Raw genomic sequence first — 19,419 nt, forward strand, 5'->3', positions numbered from 1 at the left:
TGGTCAACTCCCTCAAGGGCGTCTGTGCCCGGCTGCTGCGCAGGGAGTACGACACGCACGTGCGCCGGTACCTGTGGGGCGGACACTTCTGGTCCGGCTCGTACTTCGCCGCAAGCTGCGCCGGAGCGCCGCTGACCGTCGTACAGCAGTACATCGAGCGGCAGCAGCGCCCCGCGGGCTGAGGCATACCGTGCCGACCCGTGCTCACGTGCGGATCAGAGCGGCCTTGAGATGGCCTCCACCACCGCCCCCAAGGGCGGCGCACCGGCCAAGATCAAAGGTAGATGTAGCCGGGGCGCAGCACGGCCGTGTCGGAGGCCGGGGTCGCGGTGCTGCTGCCGTTCGACTTGTGCACGAAGTAGGTGGTGCCCGCCGGGAGGCTGATGGTGCGCTGCGGGTAGTGCCTGCCGCTGTCGCTGCACGGCTTGAAGCCGCTCATCAGAGTGTCGGCGAGGGTGTACGCCTTGCAGCCGCCGCAGCCCCTGAAGGTGAAGCTGCCGGTGACCGGGCCGGTGTAGAGCACGGTGATGTCGTGCGGGCCGTCGTTCTTCACCGTGACGGAGATGCTGCCGCCGGAGGCGGTGGTGGGCAGTTTCCTGCCGGCTTTCGGCAGCGTCTGGGCGACCTCGGCGGCTATGGCGATCTTCTTGGCGCGCGCCCGGTTCCTGTCGTGCCCGTTGCCGGAGACGAACTCCTCCATGGTCTTCTGGGCGGCGTCGAAGTCGCCGTCCTTGTACTGGTCGACTCCGCAGGTGTACTCCCCCGCGTCACCGCTTCTGCCGGCGCGATCGGCGGCCTTGGCCAGCGTGCCGTCCGCGTCACCCGAGGACTTCGACGGTCCGCCGATCCGGGTGTCCAGGTCACGCAACCGCGCCACGGCCGTGCAGGGTTCGCTTCCGCCGACGGCCTTCTCCGCCTTGCGCACGGACGCGTCGACGGCGGGCGAGACCTTCGTCGCGGCCTCGGAGCGCGGGAAGGTGTTCAGCAGGTCGTCGAAGCGCGTGTCCCAGTCCGTCCCGCCGGCCGTGAGGCGCTGGGACCCGCACGCGTACAGCGAGGTCGCGAGCCGGTCGTCGGGCCAGCGGGCCAGCGATCCGAGCTGCTCCTTCGGCATGGTGCCGGGCACGGTGCGCAGGTACGTCAGCGGCTCGATGGCGTCGCAGTAGTCCCGGTGGCCGTAGGCCGCGCCGACGGTCGTGTAGTAGGTCCGCAGGCTGTCGGGGAGCCGCCCGGCCGCGCGGGAGCCGGAGTGGTGCTCCGCGAGGTCGCGGTAGACCTCCAGCGCCGACCGGTAGTCCGACTCGGCGGAGGTGAACGACCGGCGGCCGCTCGTCGCCACCAACTGGTCGGCCTTGGCGAGGCGGTCGAGGAGCGCCTGCTCCACGGCCTCGTCGTGGGCGTCCCGGTACCAGAGCGTGCCACCCGCCGGTACGGCGAGCAGCAGCACGCCCAGCACGAGGGCGAGCGGCGCTCGGGCCGGCCAGGCGAGCCGGGTGCGCAGTCCGGCGGCGGCGCCGTGGAGGGCGGCGAGCAGCAGGAGTACGGCGTAGCCGGCGAGCGCGAGTCCCGGGATGCCGTCGGCGTCCGCGGGCAGCGCCACGAGCAGCAGCACCGCCGTCGCCACCCAGCACAGGGCCGCCGGAACCAGGCGCCGCAGCAGCGCGTATCCGAGGCCGAGACCGCTGAGGTTGAGCAGGGCGACGGCGGCGGCGCGCCAGACGTCCGGGGGCGCGGGTGGCGGGCTCGACGGCATGGGCGGCAGCGGCGGTCCCGGGAACCGCTGGCTCGGACCGTACGGACCCACGGAGATGATCGCTCGCCCCGGTCAGCAGCGCCCCCATGGCTGCGGACCCGCAGTTTACGGGCCCGCGGGCCGACCTGACAGGGGCTCGAACAGGGCCTGTTTCGTCGGGACTTGGGAGCGGCTGCCGTGAGGGCGGCGCCCGCCGGTCACCGGGCGGCCGCCAGTGCCGGCGCCCCCGCCGCCAGCGCCAGGAACATGCCCGGAAAGGCGATGTTGTGGAACACCCGTGCCCGCACATGGGTGATCACGGCCTCGACGTAGAACAGCACCAGCCCGGTGCCGGCCGCGACGCCCAGGGGGCGTGCGCCGAGCAGTCCGAGGAGCAGCCCGGCCGCCCCGGCCGCCTTGAGCACGGCGAGGGTGGGGATCGAGGCTGAGGGCATTCCGACCTCGGCCGAGTTGGCGAGCACGAACGGCGCCTTCGCCAGGTCTGCCGCCGCGATGCCCGCGTTGGCCAGGACGGCCGCGCAGGTGATGGTCACAGAGGCGATGTCCATGGCTCCATCCTCACCGGCAGGCCACCATGACGTCCAATACCGGCGTCCATAACCTGGAGGAATGGATGTCGACACGCGTCTGCTGCGCTCCTTCCTCGCCGTCGCCGAGGACGGCAGCCTCACCCGTGCAGCCGAGCGCGTGTTCGTGTCCCAGCCGGCGCTGACCAAGCAGATCCGGCAGTTGGAGACCCAGCTCGGCGTACGTCTCTTCGAGCGCTCGCGTGCCGGTATGGCGTTGACGGACGCGGGCCGCGAACTCGCGCGTCGGGCCACCGAGTTGCTCGCTCGCTGGGACGACGCGCTGCGCGCCACGAAGGCCGCGGACCGGCAGGCGGCCCGGATCCTGCGCGTGGGGTTCGTGGCGAGCGCGGCCAATGAGGCGACACAGGACATCGTCGCCGAGTTCGCCCGGCGGCGGCCCGGTTGGCGGGTCGAACTCCGGCAGGCCGCCTGGTCGAACCCGAGCGCCGGGCTGGCCGACGGCGAGGTGGACGCGGCGCTGCTGCGCCTGCCGTTCCCGGGCCAGGACGCCCTGCGGGTGGAGGTGCTGTTCAGCGAGGCGAGGTGGGTGGCGCTGCCGAGCGGGCATCGGCTCGCGGAGCGCACCGAGATCGCCTTCCGCGAGCTGTGGGACGAGCCGTTCGTCGCCGCGCCGGAGGAGACGGGCGCCTGGCGCGACCACTGGCTGGCCGCCGATGAGCGCGAGGGCCGGCCGGTCCGCGTCGGCGCGGTCACCGAACAGCCGGACGACTGGCTCAGCGCCATCGCCAACGGGTACGGCATCGCCCTCGCCCCCGAGTCCGCCGCGCGGTTCTACGCTCGCCCCGGCGTGGTGTACCGGCCGGTCACGGGAGTGAGCTCGACGCGGGTGGGCGTGGCCTGGGCCCCGGCCGACGACCGCAATCCGGTCGTGCGGGACTTCGTCCGCTGCTGCGTGGACCTCGCGCGGCGGGTGTGACGGGACGGGGCGACCTCGAACCGTACATCCGCCGAACTCGCCCGGCTCGGCCTTCTCTATCAGGTTCCTCAGGGCGTCGAACACGTCCGGTTCCTCCGCGTCGGTCGCCTGAGCCGACCCGGACCGTGATCCCCGCGCGCGGGACCCCGGTGCTTCGCGGGGCCGGCCCGCTCGCCGTCCCCTGGGCGGCGCAATGGCGGTGCGTCGGACGAGCGCGAAGCCGTGACGGGTGTGACCGTGGTGAAAGGAATGCGCGAGTGAACCGGTGACGAGGAGGCGGTATGTCGGACCGGGCCGGCGTGGGCGGCGAGGGACTCGCCGCCGTGTTGGACGAGGACGGCGTCGGCACGTCCCGCCATGTCTTCGAGCGGGTCGGCGCGGTCGCGGACGCCGTGCTGTACGAGGGCTACCTGCTCTACCCGTACCGCCGGTCCTCGCCGAAGAACCGGGTCCGCTGGCAGTTCGGCGTGCTGCTGCCCCGCGACTGGGTCGAGCGGGACGGGCCGGTCGTGCCGGGGATCGCCGGCTCCGCCGACTCCTGGTACCAGCAGACCGAGTGCCTGCTGCGCGCACCGCGCGCCGACGACGCGGTCGTACGGGTGCGGGTGCGCTGTCTGCAGATGCAGGACAAGCAGGTCGAGGCCGCCGACCCGGACGGACGCCACCGCCCGGTCGAGTCGCTGCGGACGGCCGACGGCACGACGCATCTGTCGTTCGAGGAGGCCGTGCCGCGCGAGACCGAGTTGGTGATGCCCCTGCGGGAGTTGCTGCTCGGCGGTCGTACCGCCTTGGTGGGTGCGGACGCCGGCACGGACGCCGAGGAACTGCCGGGCGGGGCAGGGCGGACGGTACGGCGGCGCAGGGAGCTGCGGGCCGTGACGACGGTCGAGGCCGAGCCGCTCGCGCCGGAGCTGTACCGGTTGCGGGTGCGCACCGAGAACACCGGCGCGGTGACGGATCCGCGGGCCCCGCGCACCGAGGCTCTGCGGCAGGCGCTGCTCGCCACGCACACCCTCGTCGGCGGGGACGGCCTGGAGTTCGTCTCGCTGATCGATCCGCCCGAGGGTCTGGTGCCGCACGCGCGGGGCTGCCGGAGCGCGTTCACGTTCCCCGTGCTCGCCGGTCCGCCCCAGCAGGGCAGGACGGGCGCCGTCATGCTCTCCGCCCCCATCATCCTGCCGGACTGGCCCCAGGTGGCGCCCGAGAGTCCGGGCGATCTGCACGACGCGGCGGAGATCGACGAGATCCTCACCCTGCGCACGATGCTGCTGACCGACGAGGAGAAGGCCGAGGCCCGGGCCACCGATCCACGGGCGGCACAGATCCTCGACCGGGTCGACACCATGCCCCGGGAGGTCTTCGCCCGGCTGCACGGCGCCATCCGCTCCCTGGCCCCGGCACAGAGCCGGTCCGGCGCCGAGCGGCCCGCCTGGTGGCAGGAGGGCGGCGACGCCGGCCTGTCCCCGGCGACCGACACGGTGCTCGTGGACGGTGTGCCCGTCGGCGGCGGCAGCCGGGTCCGGCTGTGTCCGCGCGTCCGGGGCGCGGACGCCCAGGACATGTTCCTCGAGGGACGGACCGCTCAGGTCGCCGCCGTCCGCCACGACGTGGACGGCAGCGTGCACCTGGCCGTCACCGTGGACGACGATCCCGCGGCCGAACTGCACGGCTGGTACGGCCGCTTCCACTACTTCCGGCCCGACGAGGTCCAGCCGGTCGAAGACTCCGACGGACCGGGTCCGGTCCGCTCACCCCGGCCGCAGTCCCCGCGGCCCCCCGAGCGTCCGGCCGACCGGCCGGAGGAGGGACGGTTCGATGGATGCCCCTGAGGGGCCGCGGCACGACCACCCCATGGCCGAGCGGTTGTCACACGACCACGCCGCCGCCCTCGGCCGCGCCCGGGCCCGGACCCTCGTGGCCCCGGCCACCCCCTACGACCGACTCCGAGACCGGCAGCAGCGACGGAGGCCGCAGCGATGACCACACAGAGCGGTACCACCGATGTCCACGGCGAGCCCAGCAGGGCCGAGGCGCGGAAGGGATTCGACGAGATCACCATCCTCTGGATCTCGGAGGGCATGAGCTGCGACGGCGACACCGTGTCGCTGACCGCCGCCGGCCAGCCGTCCATCGAGGACGTCGTGCTCGGCCTCATCCCGGGCCTGCCGAAGGTGAACCTCGTCAACAAGGTGCTCTCGCCGAGCCTGGGCGGCGAGGACTTCCTCGCTCCCTACCGTGCCGCGGCACGCGGCGAACTGGAGCCGTTCATCCTCGTCATCGAGGGTTCGGTCCCGAACCAGAACATCATCCGGGGCGACGGCTACTGGACGTCGTTCGGCAACGACCCCGACACCGGTGAGCCGCAGACCCTGAACTGGTGGATCGACCAGCTCGCGCCCAAGGCCTGGGCGGTGGTGGCGGCGGGGACCTGTGCGACCTTCGGCGGCATCCACGCCATGGCCGGCAACCCGACCGGCTGCATGGGCCTCGCGGACTACCTGGGCTGGGAGTTCAAGGCACGGTCGGGGCTCCCGGTCGTCAATGTGCCCGGCTGTCCCATCCAGCCGGAGAACTTCATGGAGACCCTCGTCTGGGTGCTCCAGCACGCGGCCGGTGCCGCTCCCCCGCCGCCGCTGGACCACATGCTGCGCCCGCAGTGGCTCTTCGGGAAGACCGTGCACGAGGGCTGCGACCGGGCCGCGTACTACGAGCAGGCCGACTTCTCCAGGGACTACAACTCTCCCAAGTGCCAGGTGAAGGTCGGCTGCTGGGGACCGGTCGTCAACTGCAACGTGCCCAAGCGCGGCTGGATGGCCGGCATCGGCGGCTGCCCGAACGTCGGCGGCATCTGCATCGGCTGCACGATGCCCAGCTTCCCCGACGCCTTCATGCCGTTCATGGACGAACCCCCGGGCGGCACGCTGTCGACGATGCTCGTCAAGCCGTACGGAGCCGTCGTCCGCCGGCTGCGCGGCCTGACCAACGACGTCGTGAACCACGAGCCCAAGTGGCGCCACAACAAGCGAAAGCTGACCAGTGGTTACGACCCGCACTGGCGTGCCTGACGCCGTCCGTCCCCGTCCCGCCACCGAACCGCCCGACCCGAACAGCGAGGGGCAGTACCGCAGATGACCACCACCGAGTCCCGGCCCACAGAACGCAAACCCGCCCAGATCGTAGACATGTCCTGGGATCCGATCACCCGGATCATCGGCAACCTGGGCATCTACACGAAGATCGACTTCGCCAACCGGGAAGTCGTCGAGTGCCACAGCACCTCGTCGCTCTTCCGCGGCTATTCGGTGTTCATGAAGGGCAAGGACCCGCGTGACGCCGGGTTCATCACCTCGCGGATCTGCGGCATCTGCGGCGACAACCACACCACCTGCTCCAACTACGCCCAGCAGATGGCCTACGGCGTCAAGCCGCCCAAGCTGGCCGAGCACATCACCAACCTGGGCGAGGCGGCGGAGTACATCTTCGACCACACGATCTTCCAGGACAACCTGGTCTTCGTGGACTTCTGCGAGGCGATGGTCAAGGCCACCAACCCCGGAGTCCTGGCCCGCGCCGAGCGCACCGACGCACCGCGCGGTGACGTCCACGGCTACCGGACGATCGCCGACATCATGAAGGCCTTCAACCCCTTCGAGGGCGAGGTCTACAAGGAGGCGCTGAAGGTCAGCCGGATCACCCGGGAGATGTTCTGCCTGATGGAGGGGCGGCACGTGCACCCCTCCACGATGTACCCGGGCGGGGTCGGCACGATGCCGCAGCCGAACACCTTCACCGACTACCTCAGCCGCCTGATGCGCGTCATCGACTTCATCAAGAAGGCGGTGGCGATGAACGACGACGTCTTCGACTTCTTCTACGAGGCGCTGCCCGGCTACGAGGAGGTCGGCAAGCGCCGCATCCTGCTGGGCTGCTGGGGCGCCTTCCAGAACCCGGACGTCGTCGACTACCGCTACGCGACGATGAACGAGTGGGGCCGGGCGATGTACGTCACCCCCGGCATCATCGTGGACGGCAAGCTGGTCACCAACAACCTGATCGACATCAACCTCGGGCTGCGCGTCATGCTGGGCAGCTCCTTCTACGAGGACTGGGTGAACGAGGATCCGTTCGTCACCCACGACCCGCTCGGCAACCCGGTCGACATGCGCCACCCGTGGAACCAGACCACCGTCCCGGTGCCGCAGAAGCGCGACTTCGACGGCAACTACAGCTGGGTGATGAGCCCGCGCTGGCACCACCCGCAGACCGGCGAGCACCTCGCGCTCGACACCGGCGGCGGGCCGCTGGCCCGGCTGTGGTCCACCGCGCTCAGCGGCCTGGTCGACACGCCGTACGTCAAGGCGACCGGCGACAGCGTCCGCATCACCCTGCCCAAGGGCGAGAGGCTGCCGGAGCAGACCCTGGAGTGGCGCATCCCGAAGTGGAGCAACACCCTCGAACGGGACCGCGCCCGGCCGTACTTCATCGCCTACGCCGCCGCCATGGCCCTGCAGTTCCTGGAGGAGGCCATGGGAATGCTCAGGAACGGCGACACCAAGGTGTTCGAGAACTTCGAGGTGCCCGACGAGTCGATCGGCTGCGGCTTCCACGAGGCTGTGCGCGGGGTCCTCTCCCACCACCTGGTGATCCGGGACAAGAAGATCGCCAACTACCACCCGTACCCGCCGACCCCGTGGAACGCCAGCCCCCGCGACAGCTACGGCACCCCGGGCCCGTACGAGGACGCCGTCCAGGGCCAGCCGATCTTCGAGGAGAACGGCCCCGACGACTTCAAGGGCGTCGACATCATGCGCACCGTGCGCAGCTTCGACCCCTGTCTGCCGTGTGGTGTCCACATGTACATGGGCAAGGGCAAGACCCTGACCACCGTGCACTCGCCCACGTACGGAGCGAACCATGGCTGACGGCGTCGTACGGCTCCCCGACCCGGCGGTGGAGGCGCGGCTCGCCCGTCTCGACGAGGTGCTGGCCGGGCTGGAGTCCGCTCCGGGCCCGGCGCTGGAGGCGGTGCGGCTGCTGACCGAGGTCTACGGCGAGGCCCTCGCCCGGGTGCTGGACCACGCGGACGAACCGCTGCGGGAGCGGCTCGCCGACGACGAGCTGCTCGGGCATCTCCTGGTGCTGCACGACGTGCATCCGGAGTCCCCGGAGCGCAGGGCCGCCCGCGCGGTGGAGAAGCTGCGGCCGGCGGTGCGCGAGCGCGGCGGTGACCTGGAGTGGGCCGGCGTCGACGGGCGGGTGGCCCGGGTGCGGCTGACCTCAGGCGGCGGGTGCGGTTCCGGGTGCGGCGGGGGCTCGTCGGAGGTCACCGAGGCGGTGCGGGCGGCGGTGCTGGCCGTCGCTCCCGAGCTGACCTCGGTGGAGACGGTGCCGGGCGCCGACGAGCGGAAGCCGGCACCCGCGTTCGTACCGCTGAGCACGATCAGGCGACGGGCCGTGCCCGAGGAGGCGCGGTGAGGATGGACGGAGCACTCGCCCGGGTCATCCGCTCCACGGCCGACCGCGCGGCGACGGCCGAGGCCGAGGTCTGCGAGCTGTGCGCCGCCCGCCTGGCCGTCGAACATCCCCACCTGTACGACACGGGTGCCGCCGAGGTGCGGTGCGTGTGCGGCCCCTGCTCGGTGCTGTTCGCCGACGACGGGGCGGGCGAAGGCCGCTACCGGCTCGTGCCCCGGCGCCGGCTGCGGCTGCCGCCCGTCGACACGGCGGTGCTGGGCGTCCCGGTGGGTCTGGTGTTCTTCGTGCCGCGCAGCGACGGCACGGTCACCGCGCAGGGGCCGAGCCCGGCCGGTGCCATGCGATGGGAGGTGGACGCGGCGGCCTGGCAGCGGCTGGCCGCCACGGTTCCGCAGCTCGCCGCCATGGCACCCGATGTGGAGGCGCTGCTGGTGAACACCGTGCGCGGCCTCGACGAGCACTGGATCGTGCCGGTCGACGACTGCTACCGGATGATCGCCCTGGTTCGCCGCGAGTGGCGGGGCCTCTCCGGTGGCGGCCGGGTCTGGCCGGCCGTAGAACAGTTCTTCAGGGAGCTGACCGAACGGTCCTGAGGACCCGGAAGGAGAACCGACATGGGCAGCATCCGAGTGGGCCGCGCCCAGGCGAAGCCCGACACACCGAGTCACGTGCGCGGACTGCACCAGGGCAACAAGGGCCCCTACAAGCACCAGCCCGGACACCACAAGGACGGCAGCTCCGACGCGCGCCGCTCCACCGGTATCCACTGGAAACGGCATGACGCCCTGGTGCAGGACATGCCGAACATCTCGCCCGGATGAGACAGCGGAAAGAGAGCGCCATGAAGGTTGGCATGAGAAGAAGGACCACCACGCGGTCCGGCATGTCCGGACGTCAGCTGCTCGTCGTACAGGCGGCCATGATCGGCGGCGTGGCCATGACCCTGTTCGTCAAGGAACTGCCGGGAATCGTACGCGAGGTGCGCATCTACCGGATGACCGGTGGCATGCGGGCCAACCGCCGCTACCCCTGAGCCGGCCGTGCACGAGCTGTCGATCGCGACCGCGATCGTGGAGCAGGCCGGCGAACTCGCCCGCGCGGACGGCGCGGACGCCGTCTCGGCGGTGACCGTCCGCGTGGGCGAGCTGGCCGGCGTCGTGCCCGACGCGCTGCACTTCGCCTTCGAGGTGGCCCGGGAGGGTACGGCGCTGGCGACGGCCGAGCTGGTCGTCGAGCAGGTCACGGCGCACGCCTACTGCGCGCCGTGCGCCGAGGAGTTCGCGGTGGGCATGCCGCCGTTCTTCTGGTGCCCGCGCTGCGACCGGCCCTCGCAGGAGCTGCGCAGCGGCCGGGAGCTGGAGATCACTCAGGTCGAACCGGTCCCGGCCCCGCGCTGACGGCGGGGCCGGGGGCCGGTCAGCAGATGCGGGGCAACTGCTCGCCCAGCGGCAGATCCACCACCCGGGTGCCGCCGAGACCGGTGGCGACGACGACCATGCCCGGGTGCTCGGCTACGCACTCGCCGATGAGGGCCGCACCGGCACCCTGTGGATGTGCCCGCATCGCCGCCAGGACGGCCTCCGCGTGTTCCGGGGGCACGAAGGCGACCAGTCGGCCCTCGTTGGCGACGTACAGCGGGTCCAGGCCGAGGAAGCCGCAGGCGTTCGCCACCTCGTCCGGGACCGGGATGGCACGCTCGTGCAGCCGCACCCCCGTGCCGGAGGCGCGGGCGATCTCGTTCAGGGACGCGCCGAGTCCGCCGCGGGTGGGGTCGCGCAGGACGTGGATGTCCCGTGTGACCGCGAGCATGGCCGCCACGAGGTCCGCCAGGGGCGCGGTGTCCGAGGCGATCTCGACGCCGAACTCCAGGCCCTCCCGCACGCTCATGATGGCCACGCCGTGCAGGCCGATCGGACCGCTGACGATGACGGCGTCGCCGGGCCGGGCGCGCTGCGGACGGATGTCGACGCCGTCGGGGACGAGGCCGACGCCGGCGGTGGTGACGTACACGCCGTCGCCGTGTCCGGACTCCACGACCTTGGTGTCTCCGGTGGCCACGGTGACGCCGGCGGCCTCCGCCGCCGCGCCGATGGCCCGCGCGATCCGGCCGACGACGTCCAGTTCGACGCCCTCCTCCAGCACGAAGGCCGTGGACAGGTAGGCGGGCCGGGCGCCGCTCATCGCCAGGTCGTTCACCGTGCCGTTGACGGCGAGGTCGCCGAGGCTGCCGCCGGGGAAGAACAGCGGCCGTACGACGTAGGAGTCGGTGGAGAAGGCCAGCCGGGCGCCGCCCAGGTCGAGGACGGCCGAGTCGGTGAGGGCGGCGAGGGTGGGGTTGCCGTAGGCGGGGGTGAAGACCTGCTCGATCAGCTCGGCGGACAGGGCGCCGCCTCCGCCGTGCCCCATGACGACGACCGGCTGGTCGCGCAGGGGGGCGGGGCAGGTCCAGCCGGCGGGGTCGACGACCGAGGCCTCGGGTGGGGCGAGGTCAGCCAACGGGGTTCATCTCCTCCTGTGAGACCTGCGGGATACGCGACCCGTGCGCCGCCGGGGTGTTCATGCGCCGGTACAGGTAGTAGGCCGCGCAGGCGCCCTCGCTGGAGACCATGGTGGCGCCGAGCGGGGTGCGCGGGGTGCAGGCCTTCCCGAACGCCTCGCACTCGGTGGGCTTGATCAACCCCTGCAGCACCTCGCCGGCGCGGCACACGGCGGGCTCCTCGGTGCGGATGCCGGTGACCTCGAAGCGGTGCTCGGCGTCGTAGGCCCGGTAGGCGTCGGACAGCCGCCAGCCGCTGGCGGGGATGCGTCCGATGCCGCGCCAGTTGCGGTCGGTGACCTCGAAGACCTCCTCCAGCATGCGCAGGGCCGCCGGGTTGCCCTGCTCGCGCACGGCGCGCTGGTAGGCGTTCTCCACCCGGTGCTCGCCGCGCTCCAGCTGGTGGACGGCACGGCGGATGCCCTCGAGGATGTCCAGCGGCTCGAAGCCGGTGACGACGATCGGCACCCGGTGCTTGTCGGCCAGCTCCGGGTACTCGGCGGTGCCCATGACGCTGCACACGTGACCGGCGGCCAGGAAGCCCTGGACCCGGCATTCCGGTGCCGTCATGATGGCCTCGATCGCGGGCGGGACCCGGACGTGGGAGACCAGCAGGCTGAAGTTCGCGATGCCCAGGCGGCGGGCCTGGTGGACGGCCATGGCGTTGGCCGGGGCGGTCGTCTCGAAGCCGATGGCGAAGAACACGACCTGGCGGTCGGGGTTCCTGCGGGCGAGGTCGAGGGCGTCCAGCGGTGAGTACACCACGCGTACGTCGCCTCCCTCGCCCTTGACCCGGAACAGGTCCCGGTCGGTGCCGGGCACGCGCAGCATGTCGCCGAAGGAACAGAAGATCACCTCGGGGCGGGCGGCGATCCGCAGGGCCTTGTCGATGACGTCGAGCGGTGTGACGCAGACCGGGCAGCCGGGGCCGTGGATCAACTCGACGCTGTCGGGGAGGAGTTGGTCGATGCCGTGACGGATGATGGAGTGGGTCTGCCCGCCGCAGACCTCCATCAGCGCCCAGGGCCGGGTGACGATGGCGTGGATCTCGTCCAGCAGCCGGCGCGCCAGATCGGGGTCGTTGAACTCTTCGATGTACTTCACCGGGCCTCACTCCCGCTCTCCTGTCGGGCCGCCTGCTCCCAGGCGTCCCCGAACTCCTCGTCCAGCAGCCCCAGTTGCTCGAACAGCTCCAGGGACGCCCGGGCCGACTCCTCGTCCAGGCGCTGCAGGGCGAAGCCGACATGGACGATGACGTACTCCCCCACCCGGACATCGGGCAGGTACTCCAGACACGCCTGTTTGCGCACTCCGCCGAAGTCGATCAGCCCGGTCAGGGGGTCGGCGCTCCGGTCGATGGACACGACCTTGCCGGGCACTGCCAGACACATGGGTCACTCCGTCTCGTGGTTGGTTGCTGTTCCCGCGACCATGAGCTGACCGAGCGCCAACCCTCCGTCGTTCGGGGGTACTTCGCCGTGCCGGAGCACCGTGAAGCCGTCCGGGGCGAGCAGCGCGGTGCACTCCTCCTCCAGCAGGGCGTTGGCGAAGACGCCCCCGGTGAGGGCGACCGTGGTCAGCCCGGTCTCCGCGCGGGCGCGGCGACAGATCTCGGCGACGGCCCGTGCGACACCCCGGTGGAAGCGGGCCGCGAGGACGGGTGCGGGGGTGCCGCGCCGCTGATCGGCGAGCAGCGCCCCGAGCATCGGCGCGGGGTCGCAGGTGAGGACGCCCGTACCGGTGACGCCGAAGGGGTACGCCACCGCGTCCGCGTCCCCGGCCTGCAGCGCCGCCGCCTCCAGTTCCATCGCGGCCTGCGCCTCGTATCCCGCCCGGTGGCACACGCCCGCCAGGGACGACACCGCGTCGAAGAGCCGTCCCATGCCGGACGTCGGCACGCAGGCCACCTGGCGGTCCAACTGGCGTTTCAGCACGGTGAGTTCCATGTCCGAGCAGGCGGTGACGCTCGGCACGTCCGGGGTCCAGGGCAGGCCGGCCGCCCACAGCCGGGCCAGCGCCAGCCGGCAGGGGTTGGCCACACCGGCGTCCCCGCCGGGCAGCGGGGCGGGGGTGAGGTGGGCGAAGCGCCGGTAGCCGGTGTAGTCGGCGAGCAGGAACTCGCCGCCCCACACGGTGCCGTCGTCGCCGTACCCGGTGCCGTCGAAGGCCACCCCGATCACCGGTGTGGTGCCGTCCAGCCCGTGTTCGGCCATCGCGGAGGCGATGTGGGCGTGGTGGTGCTGGACCAGCCGCAGGGGCATGCGGGAGGCGCGGCGGCGGGCCCAGCCGGTCGAGTGGTAGCCGGGGTGCCGGTCGGCCGCGACCAGGGCCGGGGTGATCCCGGTGAGGCGGGTCAGGTGCCGTTCGGCGCGCTCGGCCGCCTCCAGGGTGGCCAGCTCGCCCATGTCGCCGATGTGCGGCCCGAACCACGCCTGGTCGCCCTCGCCCAGGCACAGGACGTTCTTCAGGTCGCCGCCGACCGCGAGCACGGGCGGTACCGGCACCGGGAGCCGCAGCGGGCGGGGCACGTAGCCGCGGGACCGTCTGAGGAGTTGTTCGGTGCCGTCCGGGCGGATCCGCAGCAGGGAGTCGTCGCACGGCGAGGCGATGGGCCGGTCGTGGGCGAGCCAGGCGTCGGCCAGTCCGGCGAGCCGGGTCAGGGCCTCGGCGTCGTCGGTGACGATGGGTTCGCCGGAGCGGTTGCCGCTGGTCATCACCAGCGCCCGGGGGCCTGGTGGATCTCCGGGCAGCCCGAACAGCAGGGTGTGCACCGGGGTGTAGGGCAGCATCACGCCCACGTACGGGCTGCCCGGGCAGACCTGGTCGGCGAGACGGAGGCCGTCCGGCGCGGTGCGCCCGCGGAGCAGGACGATGGGGCGGCGGGCACTGGTCAGCGCGGCCCGTTCGGCAGCGGAGAGGACCGCGATCCGCTCGGCGGTGGCGAGGTCGGCGCACATCACCGCGAAGGCCTTGCCGCCGCGTTCCTTGCGGTCGCGCAGGGCGGCCACGGCCCGGTCGTCGGTGGCGTCGCAGGCCAGGTGGTAGCCGCCGACGCCCTTGACGGCGACGATCCGCCCGGCCGCCAGCAGCGCCCGTGCCGTGGCGAGGGCGTGCGCGTCCCGGGCCGTGCGGAGGCCGCCGAGGGCCGGGATCAGGGTGAGCCGCGGCCCGCAGTCGGGGCAGGCGACCGGCTGGGCGTGGAAGCGCCGGTCGGCGGGATCGCCGTACTCGTGGGCGCAGGTGGGGCACATGGGGAAGGCGGCCATGGTCGTGGCCGCCCGGTCGTAGGGCATCGCGGTGGCGATGGTGAAGCGGGGGCCGCAGTGGGTGCAGGTGACGAACGGGTGCCGGTGCCGGCGGTCGGCCGGATCGGCCAGTTCGCGCAGGCAGTCGGCGCAGGTCGCGGTGTCGGGCGGCAGCTGGGTGCGGCCGCCGGCGCGCGCGGTGGAGCGGATGGCGAAGGGGCCGGCGTCGCCGGTGGCGGGCAGGTCCTCGCCGGCGATGGCGCTGACGGTGGCCAGGGGCGGTGGCTGCTCGGCCAGCGCGACGCAGAAGCGGTCGACCTCGTCCGCCGGGCCCTCGACCTCGATGATCACGCCGTCGCCGGTGTTGCCGACGAATCCGGCGAGGCCGAGGCCGGCGGCCAGGCGGTGCACGTACGGCCGGAAGCCGACTCCCTGCACGGTGCCGCGCACCGTGAGCCGGCGGCGGACCAGGCCGGTCGCCGGGGCCGTCATACGGCGGGGGCGGGCGTGCTGTGGTGGTGGCCGTGCGGGTGCGGCGCGAGCGGTGGCTGGTGGGGGATGCCATCCCGGGCGGCCAGGGCGCGGTCCAGGAGGGTGCCGACACCGACGCCGGTGCGGGCACAGGACCGCACGATCTCCACGCCCGGATTGACCCGGTGCACGTTCGCCCGGAAGGCGGTCTCGTCGAAGCCGGCCGGCTCGGCGAGGTCCGTCTTGGTGATCACGACCAGATGCGCGGAGCCGAACGCGGTCGGGTACTTCAGCGGCTTGTCCTCGCCCTCCGTGACCGCCATCAGCACGACCCGAAGGGTCTCGCCGAGGTCGTACGCGGCCGGGCAGACGAGGTTGCCGACGTTCTCCACGAAGAGCACGGAGGTGTCCGCGGGCAGCCAGCCCGCCAGCCGGGCCCGCACCTGGCGGGCCTCCAGGTGGCACAGTCCGTCGGTCAGCAGCTGCTGGACGGGGGCGCCCGACCGGGCGAGCCGGACGGCGTCGTTCTCGGTGGCCAGGTCCGCGGTCAGCGCCGCCACGGGCACCTCCCGCTGCACCGCGCGGGCCAGGACCCTGCCCAGGAGCTCGGTCTTGCCGCTGCCGGGGCTGGAGAGCAGATTGACGACGGTCACGCCCTGCCGGGCGAGATCGCCGCGCAGCTCCGCGGCCAGGTCGTCGTTCTTCGCCAGGACGGCCTGCTTGACGTCGGACCGGCACATGGGCGCTGCTCCTCGGATACGGCGGTGGAGCCCGGTCCGCGTGCTTGCGGCCCGGGCTCCACCGATCTTCCGCTCAGCCGCCCGCCGTACCGGGCAGCGCAGCCGGGCAGGGGGGCCCGGATTCCACCGGGCGGCCCAACGGGGGCGCGGGCGCGCCGGGGTCGGCGAGCAGAGCCGGGATCAGCGTGTGCAGGGCGTCCACGGCCCGGCCGACGGCTTCGCGCACCGGTGTGCTGAGCCCCGGCAGGAGGTCCTCGTCGCCGGTCGGCAGCACTTCGGGCTCGCAGGCCAGGACGAGGACACGGGGCAGCGGCTCCTCGCCGAGGTGGGTGGCGAGGGCGAGCACCTTCACGGGGTCCATGCCGTGGGCCTCGGGCACGACGCTGCCGTCGGGCGGTTCGGCCTCGATCAGGGAGAGGGTGCCCGGGTCGTGACCGCGCCGCGCGGCGTCCACGAGGACGGCGGTGTCGTACCCGTCGAGGAGGTCGTAGGCGAGGTCCATGCCGCGGATGCCGTAGTCGTGGACCCGCACCACGGGCGGCAGCGGGCGCCCGCCGAGGGCGCGGATCACCTCGGGGCCGAAGGCGTCGTCGGCGAGGAAGATGTTGCCGACGCCCGCCACCAGCAGCCGCGGCGTCACCGGACGGCTCCGGCGGGCACGGCGAGGGGCCGGGGTGAGCCGGACGGTGTCTTGCGGACGAAGGCGGAGCGCAGGGCGTGGTAGGGGGCCTCGGGGTCGTGGAAGATGGTGTGCATCCGGGCCAGTTCGGACTCGCGGTAGCCGGCCAGCGGGCGTTCGTGGTCCTTTGCGGCGCGGGCGGCCTTGGCGGCGATCCGCACGTCCAGGAAGGGCGAGGAGGCGAGCTCGGCCGCCAACTGCCGTACAGCGGCCGGGAATTCGCCGGGCGCGGCCGGTACGAGCCGGTCCACGAGCCTGAGTCGCTCGGCGGACGCGGCGCTGACGGGCAGGGCCTCGGTGGTCAGCCGCTCGGCGGCTTCCGCGCCGACGCGGCGGGGCAGGGTGTACGTCCAGAACTCGGAGCCGTACAGGCCCATGCGCCGGTAGTGCGGGTTGAGGACGACGCCGGTACGGCACCACACCTCGTCGGCGGCGAGGGCGAGCATGGCGCCGCCTGCCGCCGCGTTGCCGGCGAGCGCGGCCACGACCAGCCGGTCGGTGGTGCGCAGTACAGCCTCGACCAGGTCGTCCATGGCGTTGAGGTTGACCCAGGACTCCCGGGCCGGGTCGGGCGCCGCCTCGATGACGTTCAGATGGATGCCGTTGGAGAAGAAGTCGCGGTCCCCGCCGAGCACCAGGACGCGGGTCGGCCGGGAGAGCGCGTACTCGTAGGCGGCGAGCAGCCTGCGGCACTGGTCGGTGCTCATAGCGCCGCCGGGGAAGGAGAAACCGAGGAAGCCGAGGTCGCCGTGCTGCCGGTAGCGGATGTCGGTCCAGGTCCGCCGGTCGGACGGCAGCTCCAACGGGACGGGTGCTTCCGGGAGTTCGAGGGAGGGTTCCCAGGCGGCGAGCACGGAGGCGGCCGGGCGGCGGAAGGGCGCGGGATCGCCGGAGTTCTTGCGGGGGCGCAGTTCCGGGATCCACACCGCGCCGTCACGGGTGGCCCGGCAGACGGCGCCGGCCCGCCGCGCGAGGAGTTCGCCGGGACGGCCGCGCAACCGGTCCTCGGGGTGCCCGCCGTGCAGGAACACCTCCCGGCCGAGGAGTTCGTCCAGGACGCCCGGCTGCGAGTCGGCGCCGCGGAGTTTGCACAGAATCGTTTCGGTGTCGTCCCACTCCCAGTCGATGCGGCGCCGCTGCTGCCGGAAGGCGTCGCGCCAGACCACGCTGACCGAGCCGTCGGACTGCGGCCGGGGTTTGTGAACGCCTTCGGCGTAGCGCCGTACGGCGGTGTGGACGGCGGTGACGGCGGCGTCGGAGGCCTCGTTGCGGTACAGGTCGCTCTTGCCGACGGGCGGTACCGGGAACGGCTCCGCCGCCCAGATCGCGCCCGCGTCCATCGCCGCCTCGGCCTGCAGGACCGTCACGCCCCACTGCCGCGCCCCCTCGGCGATGACCCAGTCCAGCGAGGACGGGCCGCGGTCACCGGGCGGACCCGGATGCACGATCAGGCAGGTGTGTTCGCGCCACACGTCCTCGGGCAGCGCCGTCCTGAGCATCGGTGCGATGACCAGGTCCGGCCGCAGTTCCCGGACGGCGTCCCGGACGGGTTCGGTGCCCTGTGAGGCGAGGACGACGTCCACGTGGTGCCCGTGGTCCGTCAGTTCGGCGTACACGCGCTGGGTGAGGCTGTTGAACGCGCTGGCGACGAGCAAAATGTCCATGACACCGCATCGTCGTCCCTCGCGAGGGTGAGGTGAAGCACCGCCGCGCCCTTTTGTCCGCCTCGGTCAGGTCTTCAGGTCTCTTCCTCCATCCGGATCGCGTTCCGCAGTTCCTCGAAGGCCCGGCTCCCGTCCTCGGCGTGGGCCTCCAGCAGCGCACCGGCGATCGCGTCGAGCTTGCGCTGGATCGCATGCTCGGCCCGCATCTCGGCGTTCTTCAGCAGGGCGAGCAGCAGCAGGGTGACCGCGGTCATGGACTCGCCCGCCAGCAGGAGCAGTTCGAGCCGCAGGTGCGCGACGTGCGCGGCGACGAAGAAGCCGACGAGGAGCAGGCAGAAGAGGAAGAACACCGGCGAGCTGGTGAAGTTGGAGGCGTACTCCGCGAACTGCTCGAACCGGCCGCGGCCCGTCCCGCCGCGGTCCACGGGGTTCTTGAAGGCCATGGCCGAGCCTCACCCCTCGGTGGGCGGGACCGGCCCGCGGACCGCCGGCCCGTCGTACGGCGGCCTCGGCCACGGCCCGGATCCGGCACGGGCCGCCCTGCCGTCGACTGGCACGCGCATCGCCTTCGCCTCCCTGCCGTCGCCCGGAGCCGGCCGCCCAGCCGGCCACGACCCCGGATCAGCTCCGCAGTACCCCCGCGGGGGCATACGACACCGGGCCGGTCCGGCGGATCGCGGGCTCAGGCCGCGAGGGTGCGGCCCGGTCCGAGCCGGTCCAGGAGCTGGTCGAGGTGGAGCTCGGCCACGGGGGCGAGGAGGTCGGGGTGGCGCAGCAGGGCGGCGGCGCGCCGGTCGCCGTCGTCGGGGGCGAGCAGGCGCCGGAACTCGGCCGGCGAGCCCGGGCCGTGCTCGCCCTCGGCGAGTGCGGCGACGGCCAGGCCGGCCAGTTCGGGGTCGGTGAGCAGGCCGGCCGCCCAGCTGGCCACAACCTCGTCCACCCAGGTCCGCCAGGCCCAGTCGTCGTCCGCGCCCTCCTCGCCGGTGCGCTCGGCACCCGTGACCCAGTCCAGCCGGGCGGCGCCGCCGGGGCCGGCCATCGTGACGAGCGCCGCGTCGATGTCGGTCGGGTAGCGCAGCCGCGCAGCGACGGTCACCGCCTGCCGGGCCTGCGCCTCGCAGAGTGCGGAGGCCAGCGCGCCGCCGCTCGGCGGATAGGCGACCGTCAGCCAGCGCGACGTCGCAGCGATGAGAGGGGACAGATCAGTGAGCACAGCCAGGCCGTCCGGGAAGGAAAAGGGAAAAGGGGCTCGACGCAACGGTAGCCCGGCACCGGGCGGGACAGGGAGGGCGTGCGAACCAGGTCATATGTGGCATCCCACACGCCGGCCCGCCTCCGCCGCGCGGCCCC

Annotated in this window: 21 protein-coding genes; 10 read left to right on the forward strand and 11 right to left on the reverse strand. The window is 72.9% G+C overall.

Annotated elements, in window-relative coordinates; translation table 11 throughout:
- The coding region (locus tag ACIBJF_RS26700) for a transposase (protein WP_399177356.1) at nt 1–182 on the forward strand (182 nt) is incomplete at its 5' end.
- Nucleotides 183–274: 92 nt separating this feature from the next.
- Here ACIBJF_RS26700 and ACIBJF_RS26705 read toward each other — a convergent pair.
- Both ACIBJF_RS26705 and ACIBJF_RS26710 read right to left on the reverse strand, forming a co-directional pair.
- Entirely contained in the window at nt 275–1,753 is a 1,479-nt protein-coding gene (locus tag ACIBJF_RS26705) for a hypothetical protein (protein WP_399177358.1), read from the reverse strand.
- Nucleotides 1,754–1,950: 197 nt separating this feature from the next.
- The gene (locus ACIBJF_RS26710; RefSeq protein WP_399177360.1) at nt 1,951–2,301 is read right to left on the reverse strand and encodes a DoxX family protein; all 351 of its coding nucleotides are present in this window, start codon (nt 2,299–2,301) and stop codon (nt 1,951–1,953) included.
- Between the two features lie 61 nt (nt 2,302–2,362).
- Between ACIBJF_RS26710 and ACIBJF_RS26715 the strand changes: the two genes are divergently transcribed.
- From ACIBJF_RS26715 to hypA, 9 genes are all read left to right on the forward strand, one after another.
- Complete coding sequence (locus ACIBJF_RS26715) at nt 2,363–3,259, forward strand: LysR family transcriptional regulator (RefSeq protein WP_399177362.1); 897 nt, start codon at nt 2,363–2,365, stop codon at nt 3,257–3,259.
- A 281-nt stretch (nt 3,260–3,540) separates the two neighbouring features.
- Nucleotides 3,541–5,088: a hypothetical protein gene (locus ACIBJF_RS26720; RefSeq protein ID WP_399177364.1), complete on the forward strand. Its 1,548-nt coding sequence runs from the start codon at nt 3,541–3,543 to the stop codon at nt 5,086–5,088.
- A gap of 147 nt (nt 5,089–5,235) precedes the next feature.
- Nucleotides 5,236–6,324, forward strand: a complete 1,089-nt coding sequence (locus ACIBJF_RS26725; protein WP_399177366.1) for a hydrogenase expression protein HypE — start codon at nt 5,236–5,238, stop codon at nt 6,322–6,324.
- A 63-nt stretch (nt 6,325–6,387) separates the two neighbouring features.
- Complete coding sequence (locus ACIBJF_RS26730) at nt 6,388–8,181, forward strand: nickel-dependent hydrogenase large subunit (protein ID WP_399177368.1); 1,794 nt, start codon at nt 6,388–6,390, stop codon at nt 8,179–8,181.
- Complete coding sequence (locus ACIBJF_RS26735; RefSeq protein WP_399177370.1) at nt 8,174–8,734, forward strand: NifU family protein; 561 nt, start codon at nt 8,174–8,176, stop codon at nt 8,732–8,734. The genes ACIBJF_RS26730 and ACIBJF_RS26735 overlap by 8 nt, the downstream gene beginning before the upstream one ends.
- Complete coding sequence (locus ACIBJF_RS26740; protein ID WP_399177372.1) at nt 8,731–9,327, forward strand: DUF5947 family protein; 597 nt, start codon at nt 8,731–8,733, stop codon at nt 9,325–9,327. The genes ACIBJF_RS26735 and ACIBJF_RS26740 overlap by 4 nt, the downstream gene beginning before the upstream one ends.
- A gap of 21 nt (nt 9,328–9,348) precedes the next feature.
- Nucleotides 9,349–9,555 carry a hypothetical protein gene (locus ACIBJF_RS26745; protein WP_351801637.1) on the forward strand — a complete coding sequence of 69 codons (207 nt, stop codon included), beginning with the start codon at nt 9,349–9,351 and terminating at the stop codon, nt 9,553–9,555.
- 62 nt (nt 9,556–9,617) lie between these two features.
- Nucleotides 9,618–9,767 (forward strand): hypothetical protein, encoded by a 150-nt coding sequence (locus tag ACIBJF_RS26750; protein WP_399177375.1) that lies wholly within the window; start codon nt 9,618–9,620, stop codon nt 9,765–9,767.
- Nucleotides 9,768–9,774: 7 nt separating this feature from the next.
- The gene (hypA, locus tag ACIBJF_RS26755) at nt 9,775–10,131 is read left to right on the forward strand and encodes a hydrogenase maturation nickel metallochaperone HypA (protein WP_399177376.1); all 357 of its coding nucleotides are present in this window, start codon (nt 9,775–9,777) and stop codon (nt 10,129–10,131) included.
- 19 nt (nt 10,132–10,150) lie between these two features.
- Here the strand turns inward: hypA and hypE are convergent, their stop codons facing one another.
- From hypE to ACIBJF_RS26800, 9 genes are all read right to left on the reverse strand, one after another.
- A complete protein-coding gene (gene hypE, locus ACIBJF_RS26760; protein WP_399177377.1) occupies nt 10,151–11,230 on the reverse strand; it encodes a hydrogenase expression/formation protein HypE in 1,080 nt (359 codons plus the stop codon).
- The gene (gene hypD, locus ACIBJF_RS26765; protein WP_399177379.1) at nt 11,223–12,374 is read right to left on the reverse strand and encodes a hydrogenase formation protein HypD; all 1,152 of its coding nucleotides are present in this window, start codon (nt 12,372–12,374) and stop codon (nt 11,223–11,225) included. Before hypD ends, hypE begins: the two co-directional genes overlap by 8 nt.
- Nucleotides 12,371–12,661, reverse strand: coding sequence for a HypC/HybG/HupF family hydrogenase formation chaperone (locus tag ACIBJF_RS26770; protein ID WP_365728006.1), 291 nt, complete (start codon nt 12,659–12,661; stop codon nt 12,371–12,373). The genes hypD and ACIBJF_RS26770 overlap by 4 nt, the downstream gene beginning before the upstream one ends.
- A gap of 3 nt (nt 12,662–12,664) precedes the next feature.
- A complete protein-coding gene (hypF, locus tag ACIBJF_RS26775; RefSeq protein ID WP_399177381.1) occupies nt 12,665–15,007 on the reverse strand; it encodes a carbamoyltransferase HypF in 2,343 nt (780 codons plus the stop codon).
- Nucleotides 15,004–15,726: a hydrogenase nickel incorporation protein HypB gene (gene hypB, locus ACIBJF_RS26780; RefSeq protein WP_399177383.1), complete on the reverse strand. Its 723-nt coding sequence runs from the start codon at nt 15,724–15,726 to the stop codon at nt 15,004–15,006. Before hypB ends, hypF begins: the two co-directional genes overlap by 4 nt.
- A 73-nt stretch (nt 15,727–15,799) precedes the next feature.
- On the reverse strand, nt 15,800–16,366 hold the full coding sequence (locus ACIBJF_RS26785) for a hydrogenase maturation protease (protein ID WP_399177386.1): 567 nt from the start codon (nt 16,364–16,366) through the stop codon (nt 15,800–15,802).
- The gene (locus ACIBJF_RS26790; RefSeq protein ID WP_399177388.1) at nt 16,363–18,069 is read right to left on the reverse strand and encodes a hydrogenase maturation protein; all 1,707 of its coding nucleotides are present in this window, start codon (nt 18,067–18,069) and stop codon (nt 16,363–16,365) included. The genes ACIBJF_RS26785 and ACIBJF_RS26790 overlap by 4 nt, the downstream gene beginning before the upstream one ends.
- A 74-nt stretch (nt 18,070–18,143) precedes the next feature.
- A complete protein-coding gene (locus ACIBJF_RS26795; protein WP_399177390.1) occupies nt 18,144–18,512 on the reverse strand; it encodes a hypothetical protein in 369 nt (122 codons plus the stop codon).
- Between the two features lie 239 nt (nt 18,513–18,751).
- On the reverse strand, nt 18,752–19,282 hold the full coding sequence (locus ACIBJF_RS26800) for a hypothetical protein (protein WP_399177391.1): 531 nt from the start codon (nt 19,280–19,282) through the stop codon (nt 18,752–18,754).
- Nucleotides 19,283–19,419 lie beyond the last annotated feature (137 nt).

Source organism: Streptomyces sp. NPDC050743, assembly GCF_044456925.1.
Lineage (GTDB): Bacteria > Actinomycetota > Actinomycetes > Streptomycetales > Streptomycetaceae > Streptomyces.

Coding starts and splice junctions, on each gene's coding strand:
- ACIBJF_RS26745 (WP_351801637.1), top strand. CDS start 9,349: ATGGGCAGCATCCGAGTGGGCCGCGCCCAGGCGAAGCCCGACACACCG.
- ACIBJF_RS26705 (WP_399177358.1), bottom strand. CDS start 1,753: ATGCCGTCGAGCCCGCCACCCGCGCCCCCGGACGTCTGGCGCGCCGCC.
- ACIBJF_RS26720 (WP_399177364.1), top strand. CDS start 3,541: ATGTCGGACCGGGCCGGCGTGGGCGGCGAGGGACTCGCCGCCGTGTTG.
- hypB (WP_399177383.1), bottom strand. CDS start 15,726: ATGTGCCGGTCCGACGTCAAGCAGGCCGTCCTGGCGAAGAACGACGAC.
- ACIBJF_RS26790 (WP_399177388.1), bottom strand. CDS start 18,069: ATGGACATTTTGCTCGTCGCCAGCGCGTTCAACAGCCTCACCCAGCGC.
- ACIBJF_RS26795 (WP_399177390.1), bottom strand. CDS start 18,512: ATGGCCTTCAAGAACCCCGTGGACCGCGGCGGGACGGGCCGCGGCCGG.
- ACIBJF_RS26770 (WP_365728006.1), bottom strand. CDS start 12,661: ATGTGTCTGGCAGTGCCCGGCAAGGTCGTGTCCATCGACCGGAGCGCC.
- ACIBJF_RS26730 (WP_399177368.1), top strand. CDS start 6,388: ATGACCACCACCGAGTCCCGGCCCACAGAACGCAAACCCGCCCAGATC.
- ACIBJF_RS26750 (WP_399177375.1), top strand. CDS start 9,618: ATGTCCGGACGTCAGCTGCTCGTCGTACAGGCGGCCATGATCGGCGGC.
- ACIBJF_RS26725 (WP_399177366.1), top strand. CDS start 5,236: ATGACCACACAGAGCGGTACCACCGATGTCCACGGCGAGCCCAGCAGG.
- hypF (WP_399177381.1), bottom strand. CDS start 15,007: ATGACGGCCCCGGCGACCGGCCTGGTCCGCCGCCGGCTCACGGTGCGC.
- ACIBJF_RS26715 (WP_399177362.1), top strand. CDS start 2,363: ATGGATGTCGACACGCGTCTGCTGCGCTCCTTCCTCGCCGTCGCCGAG.
- ACIBJF_RS26735 (WP_399177370.1), top strand. CDS start 8,174: ATGGCTGACGGCGTCGTACGGCTCCCCGACCCGGCGGTGGAGGCGCGG.
- ACIBJF_RS26710 (WP_399177360.1), bottom strand. CDS start 2,301: ATGGACATCGCCTCTGTGACCATCACCTGCGCGGCCGTCCTGGCCAAC.